Source organism: Massilia sp. YIM B02769 (assembly GCF_030411995.1).
Classification (GTDB): domain Bacteria; phylum Pseudomonadota; class Gammaproteobacteria; order Burkholderiales; family Burkholderiaceae_D; genus Telluria.
Genome location: NZ_JASNRC010000012.1, coordinates 99,861 through 121,673 on the forward strand (window position 1 = coordinate 99,861; position 21,813 = coordinate 121,673).

Here is a 21,813-nt window from a genome sequence, read left to right on the forward strand (position 1 = left end):
TTAGTGATGTGCTGCTATTACTTCATGAAGGGACCCCAGCTGGGCTCCCGAATGTTTCCCGCTTTGGTGGTCAAACGTTGCTTGACCCGTCCATCCACCGAAACCACGGCCAGCGCAGTACGCCCGCCGCCTTTGTTCGCATACATGATGTACTTGCCGTTAGGCGAAAAACTCGGTTCGGTGGCCCCATCGGCCAGGCGCAGTTCCTGGCCGCTGGCCAGGTCCATCGCAAAGAGGGAATATCCGCCGTCGCGCTGCGAGATCCAGGCCAGGGTCTTGCCGTCCGGAGCCACGCGCGGGCTGATGTTATAGCTGCCGTTGAAGGTGACGCGGGTGGCATTGCCGCCATTCACGCTCATCTTGTAGATTTGCGGACCGCCGCTGCGGTCGCTCGTGAAATAAATGGTCTGGCCGTCGGCCGAGAATTGCGGCTCGGTGTCGATGCCATTGCTGGTCGACAGGCGGCGCAGGCCGGAACCGTCGGCATTCACGATGTACACCTGGTAGCTGCCCGATTTCGACAGGGCGATGGCCAGCTTGCTGCCGTCCGGCGACCAGCTCGGCGCCGAATTGCTGCCTTTTTCGTTGGCGATCACGCGGCGCTTGCCGGTCACCAGGTCCTGCATGTAGATGACAGGCTTGCGGTCTTCGAAGGAAACGTAGGCGACCTTGCCGCCGTCCGGCGACCACGATGGCGAAATGATGGGCTCGCGGCCTTGTACCGCGATGATTTCGTTTTCGCCGTCGGAATCGGCCACGGCCAGCGCGTAATTGCGGCCGGCGCGGTTTTCTTTCACATACGCGATGCGGGTCGAGAAAATGCCGCGCACGCCGGTGAGTTTTTCATACACGTCGTCGGCAATGCGGTGCGCTTGCAGGCGGGTATAGCGCGGCTGCACTTCGCCGCCCAGGGCCGACAACTGGCCGCCCTTGACGGTATCGAGCAGTTTATAGCGTACGGCGAAACGGCCGTCCGGCTGGCGCGAGACGCTGCCGACCACCAGGGCGTCGGCGCCGCGTGCCTTCCAGGCGCCGGCGTCGATGTTCGCGCTGTCGCTGATCACCTGGCCGGCGTCGATCACCTTGAACACGCCGCTGCGTTCGAGGTCGGCGCGGATGATGGCCGATACCTGGTCGGGCGCCACGCCTTCGTCGGCAAAGGCGGCGACGGCAACCGGAATCTGGGTGCTGCTGACGCCCGCGATCTCGACGCGGAATTGTGCATGCGCGGCGCTGCCCATCAGGAGCGATACGCTGAACAGAATGGTATGTAGTTTCTTCATGGGCCTCTCAATACTTGAATACTGGTTGGTGACGAGGTCACTGCAAATCTTTTAACTTGAAGACAAGTGGGAAAGTTCGTTCTACCGTACCATCTTTTTTCTTTGGTAGTGGTGACGATTTGATAATGCCCCTTTCCACGGCTTCGTCGAAGGCCGGCACGCCGCTGCTCTTGGTCTTGCGCACCGACAGGATTTCGCCGGTCGGCAGCTGCTCGATACGGAATTCCACCGTTGGATTACCCGGTTCGTCTCCGTTGTAGACCGTATTGCTCTTGACCTTGGCCGCAATCGCTGCCTGGTAGCCGCTGTCGAGTTTCGGTGCGCTCGATTTCTGCGCATTTCCGGTCGAACCGGCGGCGCCGGCAATGCGCTTGAGTTCCAGGTCGCGCAGTTTATCCAGCTGGGCCTTTTCGGCGGCTTCGGCTTTTGCCTTCGCGGCCTTTTCGGCAGCGAGTTTCTTCTTCTTGTCGGCTTCGGCTTTTTCCGCTTTCTCGGCAGCCAGCTTTTTCTCGTCCTCTTTCTTTTTCTCTTCTTCTTTTTTCTTTTGCTCGGCCAGTTCGCGTTTCTTCTGCTCTTCGCGTTCCTTCGCTTCCTCGCGGCGCTTTTCCTCGGCCAGCTCCTTGCGCTTCTGTTCTTCGCGTTCTTTCTTTTCCGCGATCTCGCGCTCGCGTTCCTTCTTCGCCTGCTCCAGCTTGCGTTCCTTCTCGCGCTGCAGGGCGATGTCCGGTGCGGCCGGCTTCACCGGTTCCGGCTCGACCACCTTCGGCACCGGTGGCGGTGGCGGTGGCGGCGCAGGCGTCGGCTCGGGTTCCGGCTCGGGTTCCGGCTCAGGTTCGACCACCGGCGCCGGCAGCGGCGGTGCGGCCGCGGTCTCGACCTTCATGTCCCATACTTCGGCCTCGACCGAAATCGGGGTCTTGCTCTGCCAGCTGATGCCGAAGTACAGGAAGGCCAGCAGCAGGACGTGCACCGCCACCGCCAGCAGGATCGCTGGCGTGCGGCTTGGTTCGGGCGGCACCGTGTACGGGGCGCCGGGGGAAGCTGGCTTCACAGGCATGACTCTTTACTGGGTGGCTAGGCCAACGCGGGCGATGCCCATCTTCTTCGCTTCCGAGATCATCTCGATCACTTCTTCGTACTTGCTTTCGCGGTCGCCGGCGATCAGGACCGGATAGTCCGGATTCTCCTCGTGCAGGGCGCGCAGGCGGGCGAGCAGGGCGGCGCGGTTGTCCATGTTTTCCGCCGGCGTCGATGCCTTGCCGTGCACGCCGATCGACAGTTCCGCGTTCGGCTTGATCGAGATCTGGATGTAGGTGTCCGGCGGCAGCGTCGATTTCTCGGCGCGCGGCAGGTTGACCACGTTCGGCGTTTCGTTGGCCGGGACTGCCATGAAAATGATGAGCAGCACCAGCATCACGTCGATGTAGGGCACGACGTTGATCTCGGATTTCAGTTTGCTGCGGCGCCCGCTGCGCATGCTGCTGCCGGAATAGGCCATGTCGGTTCCTCCTGCCGATCAGCGCGACTGGCGCTGCAGGATGTTCGAGAATTCCTCGACGAAGCTTTCGAAGCGGATCGCCAGGCGGTCGATGTCGTGGGTGAAGCGGTTGTAGGCGACGACGGCCGGGATCGCGGCGAACAGGCCGATGGCGGTGGCGATCAGGGCTTCGGCAATGCCGGGCGCAACGACGGCCAGCGTCGCTTGCTGGACATTCGCCAGGCCGCGGAAGGCGTTCATGATGCCCCACACGGTGCCGAGCAGGCCGATGTAAGGCGAGACCGAACCGACCGAGGCCAGGAAGTTCAGGTGCAGGTCGAGGGCGTCGAGTTCGCGCTGGAAGGCGGCGCGCATGGCGCGGCGGGCGCCGTCGAGCACCGCGCCCATGTCGAGGGCGTCGCGCGAGGCTTGCTTGCCCTTGATGAACTCGCCCATGCCGGCTTCGAAGATGCGGGCCAGAGCGCCGCTCTGGTCGCGCTGGGCGCTGGCGCTCTGGTGCAGGGTGTGCAGGTTGCCGCCGGCCCAGAAGCTGCGCTCGAACTGTTCGGTCTGGCGACGCGCCGCACGGATCGCGAACAGCTTGCGGAAGATATAGGACCACGAGAAGACCGACAGCAGCAACAGCAACAGCATGATGAGCTGCACCAGGATGTGCGCGTTACTGATCAGGGCGATAAAGGAAAGGTCGTGGGTCGGGGTCATCGGTTGAGCAATATTGTCGGTTTATTCAAGCGGCACGCATTTTATCAGCCACGTGGTCGGGGAGCGAGCGCGGACGTACAGACGCGAGGTCGACGCAGCCAACCTTGACGCTGGCTTCGACCAGCAACTGGTCGCCTTTGTAGGCCTTTTGCGCGAACTGCACCGAGGCGCGGCCAAGCTTTTCGATGGCCAGGGTCAGCGTGATCTCGTCGTCCAGGCGCGCCGGAGCGTGGTAGTCGATGGTCGCGCTTTTCACCACGAAGCCGGCGTTGTCCGACTCGATCAGGTCTTGTTGGCCAATACCCGCCGCGCGCAGCCATTCGGTGCGCGCGCGTTCGAAGAACTTCAGGTAATTCGCGTAAAACACGATGCCGCCGGCGTCGGTGTCTTCGTAATAGACCCGGACAGGCCAGGTGAAAACGGAGGGCATGCTACAAGCCATAAATGATAATAGGAAACATTTTACGCTATTCAACTCCGCATATGTACTCTAGCGCACATGACGGATCGGAAAGCGCACCATGGCGCATGCTGCTGACTTGTCAGGATGATTGCCAGGATTTCAGTGGTAGTAGACGAGATGCAACCCTGTCAAGACAACAACTGTAACACTTTCTCACAATTATCGAAGGTGGGGCGCACGGCGTGCATATGTAGGGTGGATGGCAAAGCCATCCACCCTACGCGCGCTTGATGTTGAACGGCGAGAATCCCTGGCAAGTCGGCATCAATTCGATCAGGTTCACATTGATGTGCGGCGGCAGGGTGGCGATCCAGTAGGCGGTCTCGGCGATATCCTGGGCCGTCAGCGGGGTCGTGCCTTCGTACACTTTCGCGGCCGCCGCGTCGTCGCCCTTGAAGCGCACGTTCGAGAATTCGGTGCCGCCGCACAGGCCCGGCGCCAGGTTGGTGGCGCGTACGCCGGTGCCCACCAGATCGGCGCGCAAATTCAGGGTGAACTGTTCCACGAAGGCCTTGGTGGCGCCGTACACGTTGCCGCCCGGGTAAGGGTAATGGCCGGCCACCGAGCCCAGGTTGATGACCAGGCCGCTGCCGCGCTCGACCATCGCCGGCAAAATCGCGCGGGTCATCGTCACCAGGCCCTGGCAATTGGTGGCGATCATGGTTTCCCAGTCTTCGAGCGGCGCTTCATGGGCCGGCGAGGTGCCGAGCGCCAGGCCGGCGTTGTTGATCAGCACGTCGATCGGGCGCCAGGATTGCGGCAGCAGGGCCAGCGCTTCCTCGATCGAGGCCTTGTCGGTCACGTCCATTTCCACCGGCAGCGCCGATTCGCCCAGCTCGGCAGCGAGGGCGTCGAGGCGGTCCTTGCGGCGCGCCGCCATCACGACCTGGTGGCCGTTGCGGACGAAAGTGCGCGCCATATCGGCGCCGAAGCCGGCCGATGCGCCGGTGATGAAAACGATCATGATGGGGTTCCTCGGGTTGGCTGAACCCGGTGATTGTAGCCGAAACGACCATGTTGCCCGGCCTTTAAGGCCAGTTGGGGCCAGGTCGGCGGTTTCCTTGCCCTAAAAGGGCGCATCACATACAATCCGAGCTCCATTTGCGTCTCACGTGACTGGCGAAAACCATGTGTTCCGATACATGGCAAGGTGGATACCCACCGTGGAGCGTGAGACCTCATCCGCCGTTCGCCTGGGCAGCCGACAATGTGCACGCGCCGCAGCATGCTGCCGCGCGGCCGGTTGCGTCCGGGCTTCCCGCCGATCCGGCTCTGCCTGTCTGGTTCTCTTATCGATTGGAGTTTTGTTCATGTTTGCAAAAGATCACACGCTGGCCAATGTTGACCCGGAACTGTGGGATGCGATTCAGAAGGAAAACACCCGACAGCAGGATCACATCGAGCTGATCGCGTCGGAAAACTACACCTCGCCGGCCGTGATGCAGGCGCAAGGTTCGCAGCTGACCAACAAGTACGCCGAAGGCTATCCGGGCAAGCGCTACTATGGCGGCTGCGAATACGTCGACGTCGCCGAGCAGCTGGCGATCGACCGCGTCAAGCAACTGTTCGGCGCGGAAGCCGCCAACGTCCAGCCGAACTCGGGCTCGCAGGCAAACCAGGGCGTGTTCTTCGCCATGCTGAAACCCGGCGACACCATCATGGGCATGTCGCTGGCCGAAGGCGGCCACCTGACCCACGGCATGGCGCTGAACATGTCGGGTAAATGGTTCAACGTCATCTCCTACGGCCTGACCGAGCAGGAAGACATCGACTACGAGGCCATGGAGCGCCTGGCGCGCGAGCACAAGCCGAAGATGATCATCGCCGGCGCATCCGCTTTCGCCCTGCGCATCGACTTCGAGCGCTTCGCGAAGATCGCCAAGGAAGTCGGCGCCTGGTTCATGGTCGACATGGCCCACTACGCCGGCCTGATCGCCGCGGGCGAGTACCCGAACCCGGTGCCGTTCGCCGACTTCGTCACCTCGACCACGCACAAATCGCTGCGCGGCCCGCGCGGCGGCATCATCCTGATGAAGGCCGAGCACGAAAAGGCCATCAACTCGGCGATCTTCCCTGGCATCCAGGGCGGTCCGCTGATGCACGTGATCGCCGGTAAAGCGGTGGCGTTCAAGGAAGCGCTGTCGCCGGAATTCAAGGCTTACCAGCAGCAAGTCGTGAAGAACGCCAAGGCCCTGGCCAACGCGCTGATCGAACGCGGCCTGCGCATCGTGTCGGGCCGTACCGAGTCGCACGTGATGCTGGTCGACCTGCGCGCCAAGGGCCTGACCGGCAAGGAAGCCGAAGCAATCCTGGGCCAGGCACACATGACCTGCAACAAGAACGGCATCCCGAACGACCCGCAGAAGCCGTTCGTGACCTCAGGCATCCGCCTGGGCAGCCCGGCCTTTACCACCCGCGGCTTCAAGGAAGAAGACGCGACGAAAGTGGGCCACCTGATCGCCGACGTGCTGGACAACCCGCACGACGCCGCCACCATCGAGCGCGTGAAGGCGGAAGTGAAGGTCCTGACCGACAAGTATCCGGTCTACGCAGCGTAAAGAAGTAGTAGTAGAGTATGAGGGAAGGGCGGCGCCGGCTTGCGCCGCCTTTCTCGGTCAAGTTTCACATCGGCGCCCCATGAAATGTCCGTTCTGCCAGCATGAAGATACCCAGGTCCTCGATACGCGCGTATCCGAGGAAGGCGACGCCATCCGCCGCCGCCGCCGCTGCGTGCAATGCGACAAGCGCTTCACCACCTACGAACGCATCGAACTGTCGATGCCGATCATCGTCAAGAAAAACGGCAGCCGCACCGAATTCGCTTCCAGCAAGCTGCGCGGCAGTTTGATGCTGGCCCTGCGCAAGCGGCCCGTGTCGGCCGAGGCCATCGACGCCGCCGTCGCCTCGATCGAGGAAAAGCTGCTGACCAGCGGCCGGCGCGAAGTCGATACCGGTTACGTCGGTGAACTGGTGATGCAGGAACTCAAGCGGCTCGACGAGATCGCCTACATCCGCTTCGCCTCCGTCTATAAAGACTTCAAGGACCTCGCCGAGTTCCAGCAGGCGCTGGCCGAAGTCGGGCATCCACGCAAATAACATCTTCGGTCCTTCGGGACCCTGGTGTACGCATCTTTGGCAAGCGCACACGCTTGAGCGACCGCATGGGCGCACCTTGACCCCCTGATAACTTCACAGCTCGCGCGAATTCCCGCGTGTCGAACCTGTGGAGGTGGCCGTGCAACGCTGTGGTGCCAAGGGCTTTACGCTGGCCGAAGTACTGGTCGCGATGTTCCTCCTCGCCGTCGGCGCCATCGGTGCGGCGGCAACGCAATCGACCGTGGCGCGCCTGCGCGAACAGGCGGCGCTCGAATCCGAAGCCGTGCAACTGGCCGCCTCGCTGTCGGCGCGCATGCTCGCCAATCCTGCGCAAATGGCGCTGCCCGACAGTGCCAATCCCTACCTCCAGCTCGACTACGACGCGGACGACGGCGACCCCGACGCGCCGCCCGTGCAGTGCTTCGGCGGCGCCGACTGCGACGCCGCCAGCCTGGCCTGGTTCGACCTGTATGAGACAGTGCGTCTTGTGCGCGAGGCTTTCCCCGGCGGCCGTATCGCGGTCTGCCGCGACGCCACGGTCTGGAACCCGGCCTTGCAGGCGCCCGACTGGGATTGCGTAAGCTCGGCCTCGGCGCCCATCGTCATCAAGCTGGGCTGGCGCATGCATGCCCGGCAGGGCCAGCCGACAAGCGGCGCGCAGGCGTTTGTCACGATGGTGGTGCCGGGATGAGCGCCCGACGGCATCAGCACGGCATGAGCCTGGCCGAGCTGCTGGTGGCGATGTCGCTCGGCCTGGGCGTGCTGCTGGCCGGCTCCACCTTGCTGGTCGGGTCGAACGCGTCCTATGTCGGCCATGCCGATGCCGCCGCGATCGACGACAGCGGCCGCTATGCCCTCGAGGTCATCGGCCGCGCGGTGCGCCAGGGCGCCTTTGCCGACTGGGAGCGCCTGGGGGCGGCGGGGCCGGCGCCTGCTACGCCGGCGGCGCTGCTCGGTCTCGACAGCCAGACGATCAACAAGACCAGCTTCGGCATCGACAGCCCGCTGCCCGCCAGCGTGAACCACAGCGACGTGCTGGCCGTGCGCTACAGCGGCGCCGGCGCGGGGCCGGACGGTGATGGCAGTGTGCTCAACTGCGCGGGCTTTCCGGTGCACGAACTGGAAGACGGCTGGAGCATCTTCTATGTCGCGCGCAATGGCGATGGCCAGAGCGAACTGCGCTGCAAGTACCGCGGCACCACCAGCTGGGGCGCGGATGCGGTGGTGGCCGGCGTGGATGGCTTCCAGGTCCTGTACGGCATCGACACCGACACCCCGCGCGACGGCGTCGCCAACCGCTACCTGAACGCCAGCGCCCTGAATGCGCTGGATGCGGCGCTGTCCCTGAGCGGCGCCACGCCGGCCGACCTGGAGGCGGACCGGCATGCCAAGACCTGGTGGAAGCGGATAACGAGCGTGAGAGTCGCCTTGTTGCTGCATGGCGAGCGGCCATCCACCGGCGTCATGGCGCCGGCCAGCCATGAACTGTTCGGGCAGGAGTACAGCGATGCGCATGGGAGCACCGACCTCGGTGTCAGCCTGCCCGAAACCGCGCTGTCCGGCCGCGAAGGTCCGCGTATCCGGCGCCTCTTCACGGCCGTCTATGCGGCGGGCACGGTCCTTCCCTGAGCCTGCCATGCGCAACCCCCGATCCACACGCGAGCAGGGCGCGGCGCTCGTCACGGTGCTGTTCCTGATGCTGGCCGTGCTGATGATGTCCGCCTCGAGTACCCGGGCGTCGCTGGCCGCCGTCAAGTCGGCACGCTACGAGCGCGACCGCCATATCGCACACCAGTCGGCAGAGGTGGCGCTGTATGACGCCGAGCGCGATATCGCCGGTGCGGCAGGGCCGGCGTCGCCGCGTACCGCGATCTTCGTCGCGGCGGATACCGGCGCCTTCATCACCGGGTGCGCGGGAGCGGGCGAGCATGCGGGACTGTGCCGTCTCGTTCCCGCGCCCGGCGTTCCGGCCTGGCAGGCGCTTGATCTTGCGGGGCCGCTGTCCGTCGAATACGGCCGCTTCACCGGCGCTACGCTGCCCACCGGCGCCGGCCTGCTGCCGTCCCGGCCGCCGCGCTACATCGTCGAGCTGCTGGAACACCCGGGCGCCGACCCGGTCTACCGCATCACCGCCATCGGCTTCGGCGCCAGCGACGCCACACGCGTGGTCCTGCAAAGCTATTACCGGCGCGCGAACGCGACTGCGCCCGCAAAACGCCTGGGCTGGCGCGAAGTCGCCAACTGGCCCGAGTTGCATGCCGCGACCTTCTGACATCCATCCATCAACCCAAGGAGAACGACGATGTACCGCAGTCCCGGCTTCACCCTGATCGAAACGATGGTCGTGCTGCTGATCCTGTCCATCCTGGCAGCGGTCGCCTATCCCGGCTATACGGACCACCTGGCGAAGATGCGCCGGATCGAAGGGCAGGTGGCGCTGATCGACGCCATGCAGCAGCAGGAGCGCCATCATTCGCTGCACCATACCTATGTCGCTTTCTCGGCCGCCGAGCCGGTCGAGGGCCAGCGCTGGTGGTCGGGCAGCCGTGCTGTCGAGAGCGCCTACGAACTCGAGGCCCAGGCTTGTGCGGGCAATGCGCTGCGCGACTGCGTCGAGATCGTGGCCAGGCCCGGAACGGCGAATGTCGACGCCAGCTACAGCGACAGCGAATGCGGCACGCTCAGCATGCGCAGCAGCGGCGAGCAGGGCGCCAGCGGCACCTCGGCACGCTGCTGGCCATGAAGGGGTTGCCACAGCGCGGCATGACGCTGCCCGAACTCATCATCGTGACGGCGATCGCGGCGACCCTGCTGGCGCTCGGCCTGCCCAACCTGCAGTCCCTGGTGCATGCCCAGCAGGTGCGCAGCGCCACCAACGATTTGTTCGGTGCGATCAATCTCGCGCGCGCGCAGGCGATGGCGCGCAACGAGCGCGTGACGGTGGTGCCGCGCGACCCCGAGGGCACGCAATGGGCGCAGGGCTGGACCGTGTTCGCCGACCGCGACGGCGATGGCGCGCCCAGCGCGCCGGACGACATCATCGCCGTGCATGGGCCGCTGCCGAGCGGCGTTGCTTCCGTGTTTGCCTTCACGAGTCCTGCAGCGCCGTATTACATCGCCTACAATGGCGCCGGACGCAGTTGCAGCGACACCAGTAGCGCCTCGGCGCGCTGGGGCACGCTGTCGCTGTTCTACGGCAGCGCGATCCGGCGTATTAAAATCAACATGCTGGGCCGCGCCCGCGTGTGCGACCCGCGGCGCGACGACAACTGCGAAGGAGCGGAAGCGCCTTCGTGAACGACTTTCATTGAATACAGTGCAGATCAAGACCGATACCGAAGGCATGGCGCTGGCCCTGGAATGGGCCGCGAAAGGCATGACCATCACCGCGCCGAACCCGCGTATCGGCTGCGTGATCGTGCGTGACGGCGAGGTGATCGGCGCCGGCCACACCCAGCCGGCCGGCCAGGCCCATGCCGAGATCCAGGCCCTGCGCGACGCCGCCGCGCGCGGCAATGACGTACGCGGCGCCACCGCCTACGTCACGCTCGAACCCTGCAGCCATTATGGCCGCACGCCGCCGTGCTCGAACGCGCTGGTGCAGGCCGGATTGGGACGCGTGGTGGCGGCGATGGGCGACCCGAATCCGCTGGTGGCGGGGCGCGGCATGGCCCAGCTGGAAGCGGCCGGCATCGCGGTGGCGATGGGCGAACTGGCGAACGAAGCCCATGAACTGAACATCGGCTTCTTCAAGCGCATGCGCCAGGGCCTGCCCTGGGTGCGCCTGAAGACGGCGGCCAGCCTGGACGGCGTCACGGCGCTCGACAACGGCGAAAGCCAGTGGATCACCGGGCCGCAAGCGCGTGCCGACGGCCATGCCTGGCGCGCACGCGCCTGCGTGATGTTGACCGGCATCGGCACGGTCAAGGCGGACGATCCGCAACTCACGGTGCGCGGAATAGACACGCCGCGCCAGCCGCGCCGCGTGATCGTCGACAGCCGGCTCGACATCGACCTCGATGCGCGCATCCTGCAGGGCGAGCCTTGCTGGATCGTCGCGGCCGTCGACGATGGCGACAAGGCGCAGAAGCTGCGTGATGCCGGGCACGAGATCATCCTGCTGCCCAACGCTTCCGGCAAGGTCGACCTGCCGGCCTTGATGCGCGAACTCGGCCGGCGCGAGATCAACGAAGTCCACGTCGAAGCCGGCTCGAAACTGAACGCCTCGCTGGTGCGCGAAGGCTGCGTCGACGAGCTGCTGGTCTACCTGGCCCCGAGCCTGATCGGCGCCGGGCAGGGCATGTTCGCACTGCCCGCCCTGGCGCGCCTGGCCGACAAATATGCATTGCGTTTTCATGGCGTCAGCCAGGTCGGCGCCGACCTGCGCATCCTGGCGCGCTTCGAACAACAAGAACAACCCCAAGAATCAACCTGAGGAATCAAGCCGTATGTTTACTGGAATCGTCGCCGCTGTCGGCAACATCACTTCGGTCTCGCCGTTGGCGGGTGGACATGACGCGGGCGTGCGCCTGGAAATCGACGCCGGCAGCCTGCCGCTGGGCGATGTCATCCTGGGCGACTCGATCGCCATCAACGGCGCCTGCATGACGGTCGTCGCCAAGACCGGCAGCAGCTTCGCCGTCGACGTCTCGCGCGAAAGCCTGAACAAGACCGCCGGCCTGGACGCCGCCGGCGAAGTCAACCTGGAAAAAGCCCTGACCCTGGCCGAGCGCCTGGGCGGCCACCTGGTGTCGGGCCACGTCGACGGCCTGGGCACGGTGCACAGCTTCGCGCCGGTCGGCGAATCGCACGAACTGGTGATCGACGCGCCGCAGGAACTGGCCAAGTTCCTGGCCTACAAGGGCTCGGTGGTGGTGAACGGCGTCTCGCTGACCGTCAACCGCGTGGAAGACCTGGAAGCGAACGGCGCCAAGGTGTGCCGCTTCTCGATCAACCTGATCCCGCACACCATCGAGGTCACGACACTGAAGCACCTGCGCGCAGGCAGCCAGGTCAACCTCGAGATCGACCTGATCGCGCGCTACGTCGAGCGCATGCTGTCGGCTTCGAAGGTCTGAAGCCGCTTGCGCGAACCCGTGTTATTGCGGGTTGGTGAAGTAGAGCGCGCTGGTACCGCAGTCCGCGCACTCGCGGTAGAAATGGCGGCCATCCTTGCGGATGCGTTCCTTGTGGTCGGCGCCGCCGCAGCCCACGCTGAAAGGCGTGTTGCCGCTGCAGTCGCCGCACTTGAAGTAGTAGCCGTATTTTCCCCAGACGATGGACAGGGCCGCGCTGCCGCAGCTGCGGCAGGCGTGAGGCTGCGCTGCTGTATCGATGCTCGCCGCCGCATGCGTGGAGGCGGTGCCCTGGACCGAAGGCGCGGCGGCGCTGCCTTTCGGCAGGATCACGACCCGCGGCCCGCTTCGTGACGGGGCTGCGGTGGCCAGCGCCGGTTCCGGCTGCGCGGGCGCCGACCGCGACTGAGCACGTGGCGGCGCAGCGGGTGCAGGGGCCGCCGAAGCCGACGCCGCGGGGGCCGAGGCAGTAGAAGCCGACCCTGCCGCGGCCGGCGCCGCCCGCACCAGCGCCTCGCGCTGCACGCCGAAGCGCGCCATGTAGTCCGAGGTCGAGGGCCGGTGCAGCGCCACCAGCTTCTTCGCGATGTCGCCGATCGAATCCGACACCGTGTTCTTCAGCAGGCCGCTGAGTGCCGTCAACACCGGCGCGCCTTCCAGCGACTTGCCCAGGCGTTCCATGAACTGGTCGGCCTTGACCACCTGCGAGGTATCGAATTTGCGCGGGCGGTCGATACGCGCGTCCGGCGCGACCAGCACCAGGGTCTCGATCGGCGACTCGCCCAGGCCCAGCGATTCCAGCACCTTGCGCAGTACCAGCGCATGGCGCTCGTTCTGGGCCAGCGGCGAGGGCATGCCCTCATAGGTTTTCTTCCAGTCGTTCCAGCGCAGGAATTCGCCCTGTTCGGTGATCTTCACGCCGTGCGCGAAATGCTTGGTTTCGAGGATGTAGATGCGCCGCGTGCGGTGGATCAGCAGGTGGTCGATCTGGGCCACGCGGCCATCGTCGAGCACCAGGCGCAGGTCGTGGACCACGGCCGTGCGCGTCGAATCCTTCAGGTGGAAGTCGATCAGGTAGGCCGATTCGCGTTCGCCCTTCACGCCGGCGCGCATGATGCGCAGCTCGCGTTCGATCAGCGCCTTTTTATCCGCGCCGGCCAGCGTCAGCATCTTTTCCAGGATCGCGATGACCGCGTCCTTGTTGTCGGTATCTTTGTAGATCATGCGCGTCTCCCGCTCGGTTCACCCGCGAAGTGTAGCGGCGGCGCGGGCGGCCATCATGATATTTCCTTGCTTCAAGGCAAAATCATGCGGCTTGCATGGAAAATGTTGCGCGGCGAACTCAGACGATGTCGCGTAGACTGCGCCAGGTCAACAAAGACGAGCCAGTCCGCGCATATCCCGTGCACAGAGCGTGTGAATACATCGCCAGGGCAAGGCGCAGAGTCGAAGACAGTACGAGCGTACGGCGAGACGATGCAACGCAGCCATGGCGATGTATTCACACGCTCGCAGGGCGGCCAACGAGGAGGAGAACAATGAAATTATCGAAGTCCCTTGCCGTGGCGATGGGCGCCGGCGCCGTACTCGGCGCCAGCCTGGCCGGCGCGGCCCCTTTACGCGACTATCGCTCGGTCGCGATCACGGCGGGCGGCGAACGCATCGCCGCCATCGAATCCGATGCCGGCGGCCCTGGCCAGCGTCCGCATGCGCGCATCGTCGTGCGCGACGCCAGCAATGGCAAGGTGACGGCCGAGTACGACCCTTGCGCCAGCTGTTCCTACGATTTCCCCAGCTGGTCGCCGGACCGCCAGAGCCTGGCCTTCATCGGCGCCGACGCGCAGGCCGGCAGCGCCACTTTGTGGGTGGTGCGCGGCGGCCGGCCGGCGCTTGCGGCCACGATCCAGGGCGTGGCCAACACGGCGCGCTGGTCGCCGGACGGCAGCCGCATCGCCTTCCTGGCCACCGTCGGCGCGAAGAAGCAGACCGGCGCCGTCGAAGCCGGCGAGCGCCTGGTCGGCGAAATCGGCGTCAACGAGGATGCCCAGCGCATCGCCATCGTCCCGGCAGGCGGCGGCGAGGCGCGCATGGTCTCGCCCGACGGCGCCTATGTCTACGAATACGACTGGACGCCCGACAGCAAGGGTTTCATCGCCACCAGCGCGCAGGGCAACGGCGACAACAACTGGTGGGTGGCCACGCTCGGCCACGTGGATGCCGCCAGCGGCGCGCTGCGCATCGTTGCCGCGCCGAAGATGCAGGTCAGCCTGCCGCATGTGTCGCCGGACGGGCGCACGGTGGCCTTTGTCGGCGGGCTGATGAGCGACTTCGGCTCGGTCGGCGGCGACATCTTTACGGTGCCATTTGCCGGTGGCGAGCCGGTCGACGTCACGCCCAACTACGCCGGCTCGTTCAACGGCCTGGCATGGAAAGGGAGCGGCCTGGTCGCCTCCAGCCTGCAGGGCGACCGGATGGCAATCGTCGCCGTCGATCCGCAGGCGCGCAGCACGCGCAGCCTGTGGTCCGGCGCGGTCACGGCCAGCGGCTCGCGCGACGGCCGCATCGTATTCAGCGCGGATGGCGGCGCGGCGGTGTCGGTGTTCGAGACGTATGAGAAGGCGCCCTGGATCGCCACCGGCCGCATCCACGAACTGGCCCAGGTCACGCGCGACAACGACGGCGCCGCACCCCAGGTAGCGGCGCGCAGCATCGATTGGAGCAACGAGGGTTACCGCAGCCAGGGCTGGCTGGTCGGCCCGCGCCAGCCGCAGGCCGGGCGCAAGCATCCGATGGTGGTGATCGTGCACGGCGGCCCGGCCTCGGCCGCCACGCCGCGCTATGTCGGCGCCGGCGAAACCGCCAATCCGCTGGTGCGCGAACTGGTCGAGCGCGGCTACTACGTGTTCATGCCGAACCCGCGCGGCAGCTATGGCCAGGGCCTGGCGTTCACCTCGGCCAACCGGCGCGACTTCGGCGGCGGCGACTGGCGCGACATCCTGGCCGGCGTCGACGCGGCCATCGCGCAGGCGCCGATCGACGGCCAGCGCCTGGGGCTGATGGGGCACTCCTACGGCGGCTTCATGACCATGTGGGGCGTCACCCACAGCACGCGCTTCAAGGCGGCGGTGGCGGGTGCGGGCATCGCCAACTGGATCAGCTACTACGGCCAGAACGGCATCGACCAGTGGATGGTGCCCTTCTTCGGCGCCACCATGTACGAGGACCCGGCGGTGTACCGCAAGGCCTCGCCGATCGAGTCGATCAAGGATGCCAGGACGCCGACCCTGATCTACGTGGGCGAGCGCGACGTCGAGACGCCGGCGGTGCAGTCGATGGAGTTCTGGCACGGCCTGCGCGCGATGAAGGTGCCGACCGCGCTGGTGATCTACGAAGGGGAGGGGCATGCGATCCGCAAGCCGGAGCATCAGCTGGATCAGCGCAGGAGGACGGTGGCGTGGTTCGAGAAGTATTTGAAGCCGTGATCCGATTGGTGGGGCGTTGATCTCGCGCCTGCGTGTGATGGGGCAGCGGCGGTAACCGTACGGTGGGCACTCCGTGCCCACGCGGTTACGTGCGTTTGATGTTGGCTACGTGCGGTGATGGTTCGCTCGCTGACGTTACCGAAAACCGTATCGGTAACGTTGCGGATTTTTGCGGGCGCTACGGGGCGATTCGTTACCGCCAACGCAAAAAGGATACGCACGTAACCGCGTGGGCACGGAGTGCCCACCGTACGGGTGAAGCCGCAGGCCTTGATCAGTTTGCGGCTGGTGCCGGCGCTTCTACCTTCGCCGACGCTTCCTTCGCCGCCGGCGCCGCAACCCCCTTCTCAGGATACAGCACCACCTGCACGTAATTCCCCGTATTCAGGTAACGCTTCGCCGCATCCCGTACCTCGTCCGCGCCCAGCGCCTGCACGCGCGCCTCGTGTGTCAGGATCGCCGCCGGATCGGTCCCGTCCAGCAGCGCCGATTGCAGGCGGCCCAGCCAGTAGCCGTTCTCGCGCAGCGCGCGGCGGTGGTTCTGGATCCAGTTCTGCTTCACCTTCGCCAAATCCGCCGCGCTCGGGCCCTCGCGTTTCAGGCGCTCGAATTCCTCGAAGGTGGCGGCAATCACCTTGTCGACATTCTCCGGCCCGGTCGGCAGGGTCACCGACAGCGAATAGCTCTCATACGGAATCCGGCCCAGCGACGCGCTGGCGCTGCCGCCGTAGATCAGCGACAGCTTTTCGCGCAGGACTTCGATGATGCGGATGTTCAGCACCTCGACCAGGGCCTGGATGCGCATCTGTTCCGCTTCCGAGAAGCTGGCGTCGCCGGTGAAGGTGAGCGAGATCGTGCTCTTCGGTTCGCTGCCGCTGTGGACTTCGCGCTTGACCACGCCCTTCACCGGGCGCAGGCCGACGTCGCGGTAGGCGGTCGGGATATCCGGCGTCGGCAGGCTGCCCAGGTAAGTCGCCAGCAGTGGCTTCACTTTTTCGATGTCGAAGCTGCCGACCATGATGAAGGTGAGGTCCTTGGCGCTGGAGAAGCGTTCGCGGTAGATGGCGATGCTGCGGTCCAGGCTGATCTGCGAGAACTCTTCCGGGCGCAGCTGGCGCGGCGCGCGCGGGTGGTTGTTGTACAGCGTGGCGATCAGGGTGTCGCCGAAGCGTGCGCCCGGCTGGGCCAGGCGGTTGCGCGCCGCTTCCACCTGCTTGCCGATGAACGACTTGAACAGGTCTTCGTCGCGGCGCACGGCGTCGAAGCGCAGCCACAGCATCTGCAGCATGGTCTCGATGTCGGTCGCACCCGAGGAGGCGCCGACGATTTCGCTGTAGCCGGCCAGGCCCATGGTCACGGCCGCCGCCTTGCCGGCCAACACGCGCGACAGATCGAGCGGCGAATAATCCTTCAGGCCCATGCTGGCGACGATCGCATTCGCATAGCGCGCGTTCAGGATATCGGCGTCGCCGTACAGGCTCTGGCCGCCGAAGCGCGCGGCGCTCATCACCACCTGGTCGTTGCGGAAGTCGGTCGATTTCAGGATCGCCTTGACGCCGTTCGAGAAGGTGAGTTCGGTCAGGCCGAGCGCCTTGTCCTGGGTCTCCTTGACGATGCTGCCGGCTTGCGGCGGCTGCGCCATCAGGGTCGAGCCGAGCGCCTTTTCCTCGCGCGGCGCGACCTGCTGCTTCTCGGCCGTGGCCAGGGCGGCGAGCAGGGCGTCGCCTTCGGGCGGCGGCATGTCCGCACGCGCAATCCCCGTGTACACCACCAGCTTGCCCGAATCGGCCGGGATGGTGCGGCGCGCGTAGGCGTTCATTTCGTCGAGCGTCACGCCGGGCAGCAGCTCGGTCGCATAGCCGTATTCGGCGGCGATGCCGGGAATCGGTTCCTGCTGCAGGAAGTTGCGCATGTACTCGCCGACGTAGGAGCCGGAGTCGGTCTTGTCGCGCTCGTTGTAGCTGCGCTCGAAGCTGCGCATCATGTCCTTCTTGGCGCGATCGAGTTCGGCGGCGGAAAAACCATACTGGCGCGCACGCTCGTTCTCGCGCACCAGGGCGTCGATGGCTTTCGGCGCGCCGCCCGGGCCGACCGCCGCGCTCGAACTGTAGGCCTTATAGAAGGGCGTCAGCTTGCCCAGGGCGCTGCCGCCGCGCAGGAAGGGGGGCTCGGCCTGCTGCGACAGTTCCGCCAGGCGCAGGTTCAGCACGCCGGTGAACAGGCTTTCGACCAGCTGCTCGCGGTAGCCGCGCACGGTGTCGGGTTCGCGCACCGGCATCACCGGATAGCGGATCAGGATACTGTTGCCGCTGGCTTCCTTGTCGGTGACCACCACCGCCTCGGTATCGTCGCGGCGCGGGATCTGTGCGTACTCGCGCTTGCGCACCGGGCTCGGGTTCTTCAGCTTGCCGAAGTGGGCGCGGATCAGCTTTTCGGCCGCGGCAGGCTCGATATCGCCGACCGCCACCACCGCCATCAGATCGGGACGGTACCAGTCGCGGTAGAAGCGGCGCAGGGTCTCGGGCTGGAAGGTGCGCAGCACGTTCTCCTTGCCGATCGGCAGGCGTTCGGCGTAGCGCGAGCCGTTGAACATCTTCGGGTACAGCTTCTTGCCGATGCGGTCGCCGGCGCCCTTGCCGAGCCTGAGCTCTTCGAGCACGATGCCGCGTTCCTTCTCGATCTCGGCATCCTCGAAGCTCAGGCCGTGGGCCCAGTCCTCGAGCACCTGGAAGGCGCGCGTGAGGTTCTCCGGCTTGTCGGTCGGGATCGGCAGGATATACACGGTTTCGTCGAACGAGGTATAGGCATTCAGGTCGGCCCCGAACTTCACGCCGATCGACTGCAGGTAGTCGACCAGTTCGTGCTTCTTGAAGTTGGCGGTGCCGTTGAAGGCCATGTGCTCGACAAAATGCGCCAGGCCTTGCTGGTCGTCGTCCTCGAGGATCGAGCCGGCCTTCACCACCAGGCGCAGTTCCACGCGGCGCTCGGGGCGCGCGTTCTTCTGGATGTACCAGGTCAGGCCGTTCGCCAGCTTGCCGACCTTGACCTGCGGACCGACCGGGATCGGTGCATCCAGCTGGATGGGTTTGACGGGTTTGGCGGCCTGGGGCGCCTTGGCCGCTTTCGCGGCGGCAGGGGCGGCGTCGGCAACGAAGGGATAGGCGAGAAAGACAGCGGCGAGACAGGTGCTACGGACGAATTGGGTGAGCATCGGGATTCCGTGACGGGGTTCTGTAAATGAGCGTCGAAGGTCTATTGTAAAGCCTGGTGACCCGTCAGAGCGCCACCCGGCCCGCCTGCAACAGCTCCTGCATCTCGCGCGCCGGCAGCGGTGGGCTGTACAGGTAGCCCTGCAGGACGTCGCAGCCGATGCGGCCGAGGAAGTCGCGCTGGGCCAGGGTCTCGACGCCTTCCGCCACCACGCGCAGCGCCAGGCCTTCGGCCAGCGCGATGGTGGCCTGGGCGATCGCCGCGCTGCGCTGGTCGAGGGTGATGTTGCGCACGAAGGCCTGGTCGATCTTCAGCTTGTCGAGCGAGAAGCGCGACAGGTAGCCGAGCGAGGAGTAGCCGGTGCCGAAGTCGTCGAGCGAGAGCGAGACGCCCATCGCGCGCAGTTCGGCCAGCTGGGCCTCGGCGGCCGTGGTATCGCCCATCATCACGCTCTCGGTCAGCTCGACCTCGAGATAGCGCGCCTCCAGTCCGGATTCCTGCAGCGCCGCGCGCACCACGGCGGGCACGGTGCCGGCCTTGAACTGGTGCGCCGAGACGTTCACCGCCACCGGCACGCGTGCCAGGCCGGCGTCCTGCCAGGCCTTGTTCTGCAGGCAGGCCTGGCGGATCACCCAGTCGCCGATCGGCAGGATCAGGCCCGTGTCCTCGGCCAGCGGAATGAAGTCGGAAGGCGGGATGCGCCCCAGTTCCGGGCTGTGCCAGCGCAGCAGGGCTTCCATGCCGAGCACGCGGCCGTCGCCGCGCGCCACCTGCGGCTGGAAGTGCAGGGCCAGTTCGTTGCGCCCGATGGCGCGGCGCAGCTGGGTTTCCAGGGCCAGCCAGCGCAGCGCCTGGTCGTTCATCTCGCCCTTGAAGAAGCGGAAGCCGTTGCGTCCGGCCTCCTTCTGGTGCGCCAGCGCGGCGTCGGCCGCCTTCAGCAAATCGCCCGGGGCGTCGCCATCGCGCGGGAACACGCTGATGCCGACGCTGCCGGTGACCACCACGTCGTGTCCGCCCACCGGCAGCGGCTGGGCGATGGCGTCGATCAGGCGCCGCGCACTGAAGATGATGTCCTCGGTGTCGTCGCAGCCCGAGAGCAGCAGCACGAACTCGTCGCCCGACAGGCGCGCCACCGTGTCGAGCGGGCCGGCGATGTCCTTCGCGCGGCGCGCCACTTCGCGCAGCAGGGCGTCGCCGGCGGCGTGGCCCAGGCTGTCGTTGATGCGCGAGAGGCGGTCGACGTTCACCATCAGCAGCGCCAGCTGGCGCCCGCTGCGCCGCGCCGCCGCGATCGACTGCTGCAGGCGGTCCTGGAACAGCGAGCGGTTCGGCAGCTGGGTCAGGGCGTCGTGGTTCGACAGGAAGTCGAGCTGGTTGTGGGCCGCCTTCAGGGCCGACAAATCGCTCGACACGGAAACGTAGGCGGTGAGCTTGCCTTCATCGTCGCGCACCGCGCTGATGCTGGTGTGCTCGGGGAAGATCTCGCCGTTCTTGCGCCGGTTCCAGAGTTCGCCGCGCCACTGGCCGCGCTGTTCCAGGCTGTCCCACATGGCGCGGTAGAACGCGGCGTCCTGGCGCCCCGAGCGCAGGAAGCGCGGGTTCTGGCCCATCGCCTCGGCCTCGCTGTAGCCGGTGATGCGCTCGAAGGCGGGGTTCACGGCCACGATGTTGGCGCAGGCGTCGGTCATCATGATCGCTTCCTGCGTGCTGTCGAAGACCTGGCGGGCCAGCTCCAGCCGGTGTTCGCTCTCGCGCAGGGCGGCGTCGGCCCGGGCGCGCGCGGTCGCTTCCAGCTGCAGCTGGGCGGCGTGGCGCTGCACCACCCCGTACAGGTTCAGGTTTTCATAGGCCACCGCGAGGTGGGCGCCGAGGGCCGCGGCCCAGCGCCGGTCTTCTTCGCCGAAGGGGGCGGCGCCGGGCGCGCGCACGAAGTACATCCAGCCGTGCAGGTGCTGCAGGTCGCGCACCGCCAGGCCGAGGAAGGCGCCGGGGCGCGGATGCTGCGCCGGCAGGGTCGCCAGCAGCGGCTCGCCCGCGTTCAGGAGCAGGGCTTCGCGCGCGTGTACCAGGGCGCCGGGCAGGCGCAGGTCGTTGGCGGCGTGCGGCGCGACCAGGGCACTGTCGAGGCCTTGCGCGCTCAGGTGGCGCACGCTGCGCTCGTCGCGCTCGAACAGGCACAGGGCCAGGCCGTCGGCGCAGAGGATACGGCCGGCCGCTTTCAGGAAGCAGGCGGCCAGGCCGTCGACTTCGCGCTCGCCGACCAGTTGCAGGCACAAGGCTTCGAGCGCGGCCAGGCGCGCGTTCAGCTGGCCTTCAGGCGCGGCGCAGGTGTCCGGCGTGTCGGCGGGCGCCGCCGCGGCAGGAACAGGGGACGGCGCCTCGGCCGCCGCCGGCGCTGCGCTGGGCAGCGCGCCCGCCAGCATCAGCTCGGCGTTCACCGCCTCCATGATGGCGTCGGCATCGGACGGCTTGCTCAGCACGCGCTCGACGCCGCAGCTGCGCGCCATGGCCAGGGTCTCGCGCTCGGCGTAGACGGCGGAATAGAAGATGACGCGGGTGGCGGCCAGGTCGCGGTCGGCGCGCAGGCGCTGCACGAACTCGTAGCCGTCCATCTTCGGCATCAGGATGTCGGTGATGATCAGGTCGGGACGGTGGGCGCGCACCATGTCGAGTGCGGTGGCGCCGTCGTCGGCTTCGAGCAGGCGGTGGGCGGTGAAGCCGAGCAGGGCCAGCAGGTAGGCGCGGTTGCTGGGGCGGTCGTCGACGATGAGAATAGTGGCCATCAATCGTTCTCCCGGGCTGCGGCGGCGAACGGACGAGGGATTGGCGGAACAGGCATGACTACTCCAAAAATGCGACGGCGGCAGCTCGCCGGCGCGTTAGACCGGATCATCATAATCCAGCCGATGGCGCAAACACCACAACGTTGCATTCTAAGACATAACGTTTAACAATTGTATTTGAACAAATGCCAACTTGTTGCGATAGTGCAACGAGATGATGC

General features: G+C 66.2%; 19 protein-coding genes and 1 riboswitch. Of the genes, 10 read left to right on the forward strand and 9 right to left on the reverse strand.

The genetic code is table 11. The features are described 5' to 3' along the window. Positions 1-17 precede the first annotated feature (17 nt). From tolB to QPK31_RS19665, 6 genes are all read right to left on the reverse strand, one after another. Positions 18-1,283 (reverse strand): Tol-Pal system beta propeller repeat protein TolB, encoded by a 1,266-nt coding sequence (gene tolB / locus QPK31_RS19640; protein ID WP_290424575.1) that lies wholly within the window; start codon positions 1,281-1,283, stop codon positions 18-20. A 37-nt stretch (positions 1,284-1,320) separates the two neighbouring features. Then, complete coding sequence (gene tolA / locus QPK31_RS19645; protein WP_290424576.1) at positions 1,321-2,334, reverse strand: cell envelope integrity protein TolA; 1,014 nt, start codon at positions 2,332-2,334, stop codon at positions 1,321-1,323. Positions 2,335-2,346: 12 nt separating this feature from the next. Further along, positions 2,347-2,781 carry a biopolymer transporter ExbD gene (locus QPK31_RS19650; RefSeq protein WP_290424577.1) on the reverse strand — a complete coding sequence of 145 codons (435 nt, stop codon included), beginning with the start codon at positions 2,779-2,781 and terminating at the stop codon, positions 2,347-2,349. A gap of 18 nt (positions 2,782-2,799) precedes the next feature. After that, entirely contained in the window at positions 2,800-3,483 is a 684-nt protein-coding gene (tolQ, locus tag QPK31_RS19655; protein WP_229439366.1) for a protein TolQ, read from the reverse strand. A 25-nt stretch (positions 3,484-3,508) separates the two neighbouring features. Continuing rightward, positions 3,509-3,913: a tol-pal system-associated acyl-CoA thioesterase gene (gene ybgC / locus QPK31_RS19660; protein WP_290424578.1), complete on the reverse strand. Its 405-nt coding sequence runs from the start codon at positions 3,911-3,913 to the stop codon at positions 3,509-3,511. A 250-nt stretch (positions 3,914-4,163) separates the two neighbouring features. After that, positions 4,164-4,910 (reverse strand): SDR family oxidoreductase, encoded by a 747-nt coding sequence (locus tag QPK31_RS19665; RefSeq protein WP_290424579.1) that lies wholly within the window; start codon positions 4,908-4,910, stop codon positions 4,164-4,166. Positions 4,911-5,048: 138 nt separating this feature from the next. Then, a riboswitch (ZMP/ZTP riboswitch) is annotated at positions 5,049-5,152 on the forward strand. Between the two features lie 104 nt (positions 5,153-5,256). On the opposite strand from QPK31_RS19665, the gene glyA reads away from it, so the two are divergent. The 9 genes from glyA to QPK31_RS19710 all read left to right on the forward strand — a co-directional run bounded on the left by glyA (position 5,257) and on the right by QPK31_RS19710 (position 12,120). Beyond that, positions 5,257-6,504, forward strand: coding sequence for a serine hydroxymethyltransferase (gene glyA, locus QPK31_RS19670; protein ID WP_290424580.1), 1,248 nt, complete (start codon positions 5,257-5,259; stop codon positions 6,502-6,504). 79 nt (positions 6,505-6,583) lie between these two features. Beyond that, on the forward strand, positions 6,584-7,042 hold the full coding sequence (gene nrdR, locus QPK31_RS19675; protein WP_229439362.1) for a transcriptional regulator NrdR: 459 nt from the start codon (positions 6,584-6,586) through the stop codon (positions 7,040-7,042). A 139-nt stretch (positions 7,043-7,181) separates the two neighbouring features. After that, on the forward strand, positions 7,182-7,733 hold the full coding sequence (pilV, locus tag QPK31_RS19680) for a type IV pilus modification protein PilV (protein WP_290424581.1): 552 nt from the start codon (positions 7,182-7,184) through the stop codon (positions 7,731-7,733). After that, a complete protein-coding gene (locus tag QPK31_RS19685; RefSeq protein WP_290424582.1) occupies positions 7,730-8,671 on the forward strand; it encodes a PilW family protein in 942 nt (313 codons plus the stop codon). Before pilV ends, QPK31_RS19685 begins: the two co-directional genes overlap by 4 nt. Positions 8,672-8,678: 7 nt before the next feature. After that, a complete protein-coding gene (locus QPK31_RS19690) occupies positions 8,679-9,314 on the forward strand; it encodes a PilX N-terminal domain-containing pilus assembly protein (protein WP_290424583.1) in 636 nt (211 codons plus the stop codon). 30 nt (positions 9,315-9,344) lie between these two features. Continuing rightward, positions 9,345-9,785, forward strand: a complete 441-nt coding sequence (locus QPK31_RS19695) for a type IV pilin protein (RefSeq protein WP_290424584.1) — start codon at positions 9,345-9,347, stop codon at positions 9,783-9,785. Next, on the forward strand, positions 9,782-10,339 hold the full coding sequence (locus tag QPK31_RS19700) for a GspH/FimT family pseudopilin (RefSeq protein WP_290424585.1): 558 nt from the start codon (positions 9,782-9,784) through the stop codon (positions 10,337-10,339). The genes QPK31_RS19695 and QPK31_RS19700 overlap by 4 nt, the downstream gene beginning before the upstream one ends. 19 nt (positions 10,340-10,358) lie before the next feature. Then, complete coding sequence (gene ribD / locus QPK31_RS19705; protein WP_290424586.1) at positions 10,359-11,477, forward strand: bifunctional diaminohydroxyphosphoribosylaminopyrimidine deaminase/5-amino-6-(5-phosphoribosylamino)uracil reductase RibD; 1,119 nt, start codon at positions 10,359-10,361, stop codon at positions 11,475-11,477. A gap of 13 nt (positions 11,478-11,490) precedes the next feature. Then, on the forward strand, positions 11,491-12,120 hold the full coding sequence (locus QPK31_RS19710) for a riboflavin synthase (RefSeq protein ID WP_290424587.1): 630 nt from the start codon (positions 11,491-11,493) through the stop codon (positions 12,118-12,120). Between the two features lie 21 nt (positions 12,121-12,141). Here the strand turns inward: QPK31_RS19710 and QPK31_RS19715 are convergent, their stop codons facing one another. Next, entirely contained in the window at positions 12,142-13,341 is a 1,200-nt protein-coding gene (locus tag QPK31_RS19715; protein WP_290424588.1) for a nuclease-related domain-containing protein, read from the reverse strand. Between the two features lie 314 nt (positions 13,342-13,655). Between QPK31_RS19715 and QPK31_RS19720 the strand changes: the two genes are divergently transcribed. Next, on the forward strand, positions 13,656-15,599 hold the full coding sequence (locus QPK31_RS19720; protein ID WP_290424589.1) for a S9 family peptidase: 1,944 nt from the start codon (positions 13,656-13,658) through the stop codon (positions 15,597-15,599). Positions 15,600-15,873: 274 nt separating this feature from the next. On the opposite strand, the gene QPK31_RS19725 is transcribed toward QPK31_RS19720, so the two are convergent. Next, the gene (locus QPK31_RS19725) at positions 15,874-18,810 is read right to left on the reverse strand and encodes a pitrilysin family protein (RefSeq protein WP_290424590.1); all 2,937 of its coding nucleotides are present in this window, start codon (positions 18,808-18,810) and stop codon (positions 15,874-15,876) included. Positions 18,811-18,874: 64 nt separating this feature from the next. Then, the gene (locus QPK31_RS19730) at positions 18,875-21,592 is read right to left on the reverse strand and encodes an EAL domain-containing protein (RefSeq protein WP_290424591.1); all 2,718 of its coding nucleotides are present in this window, start codon (positions 21,590-21,592) and stop codon (positions 18,875-18,877) included. Positions 21,593-21,813 lie beyond the last annotated feature (221 nt).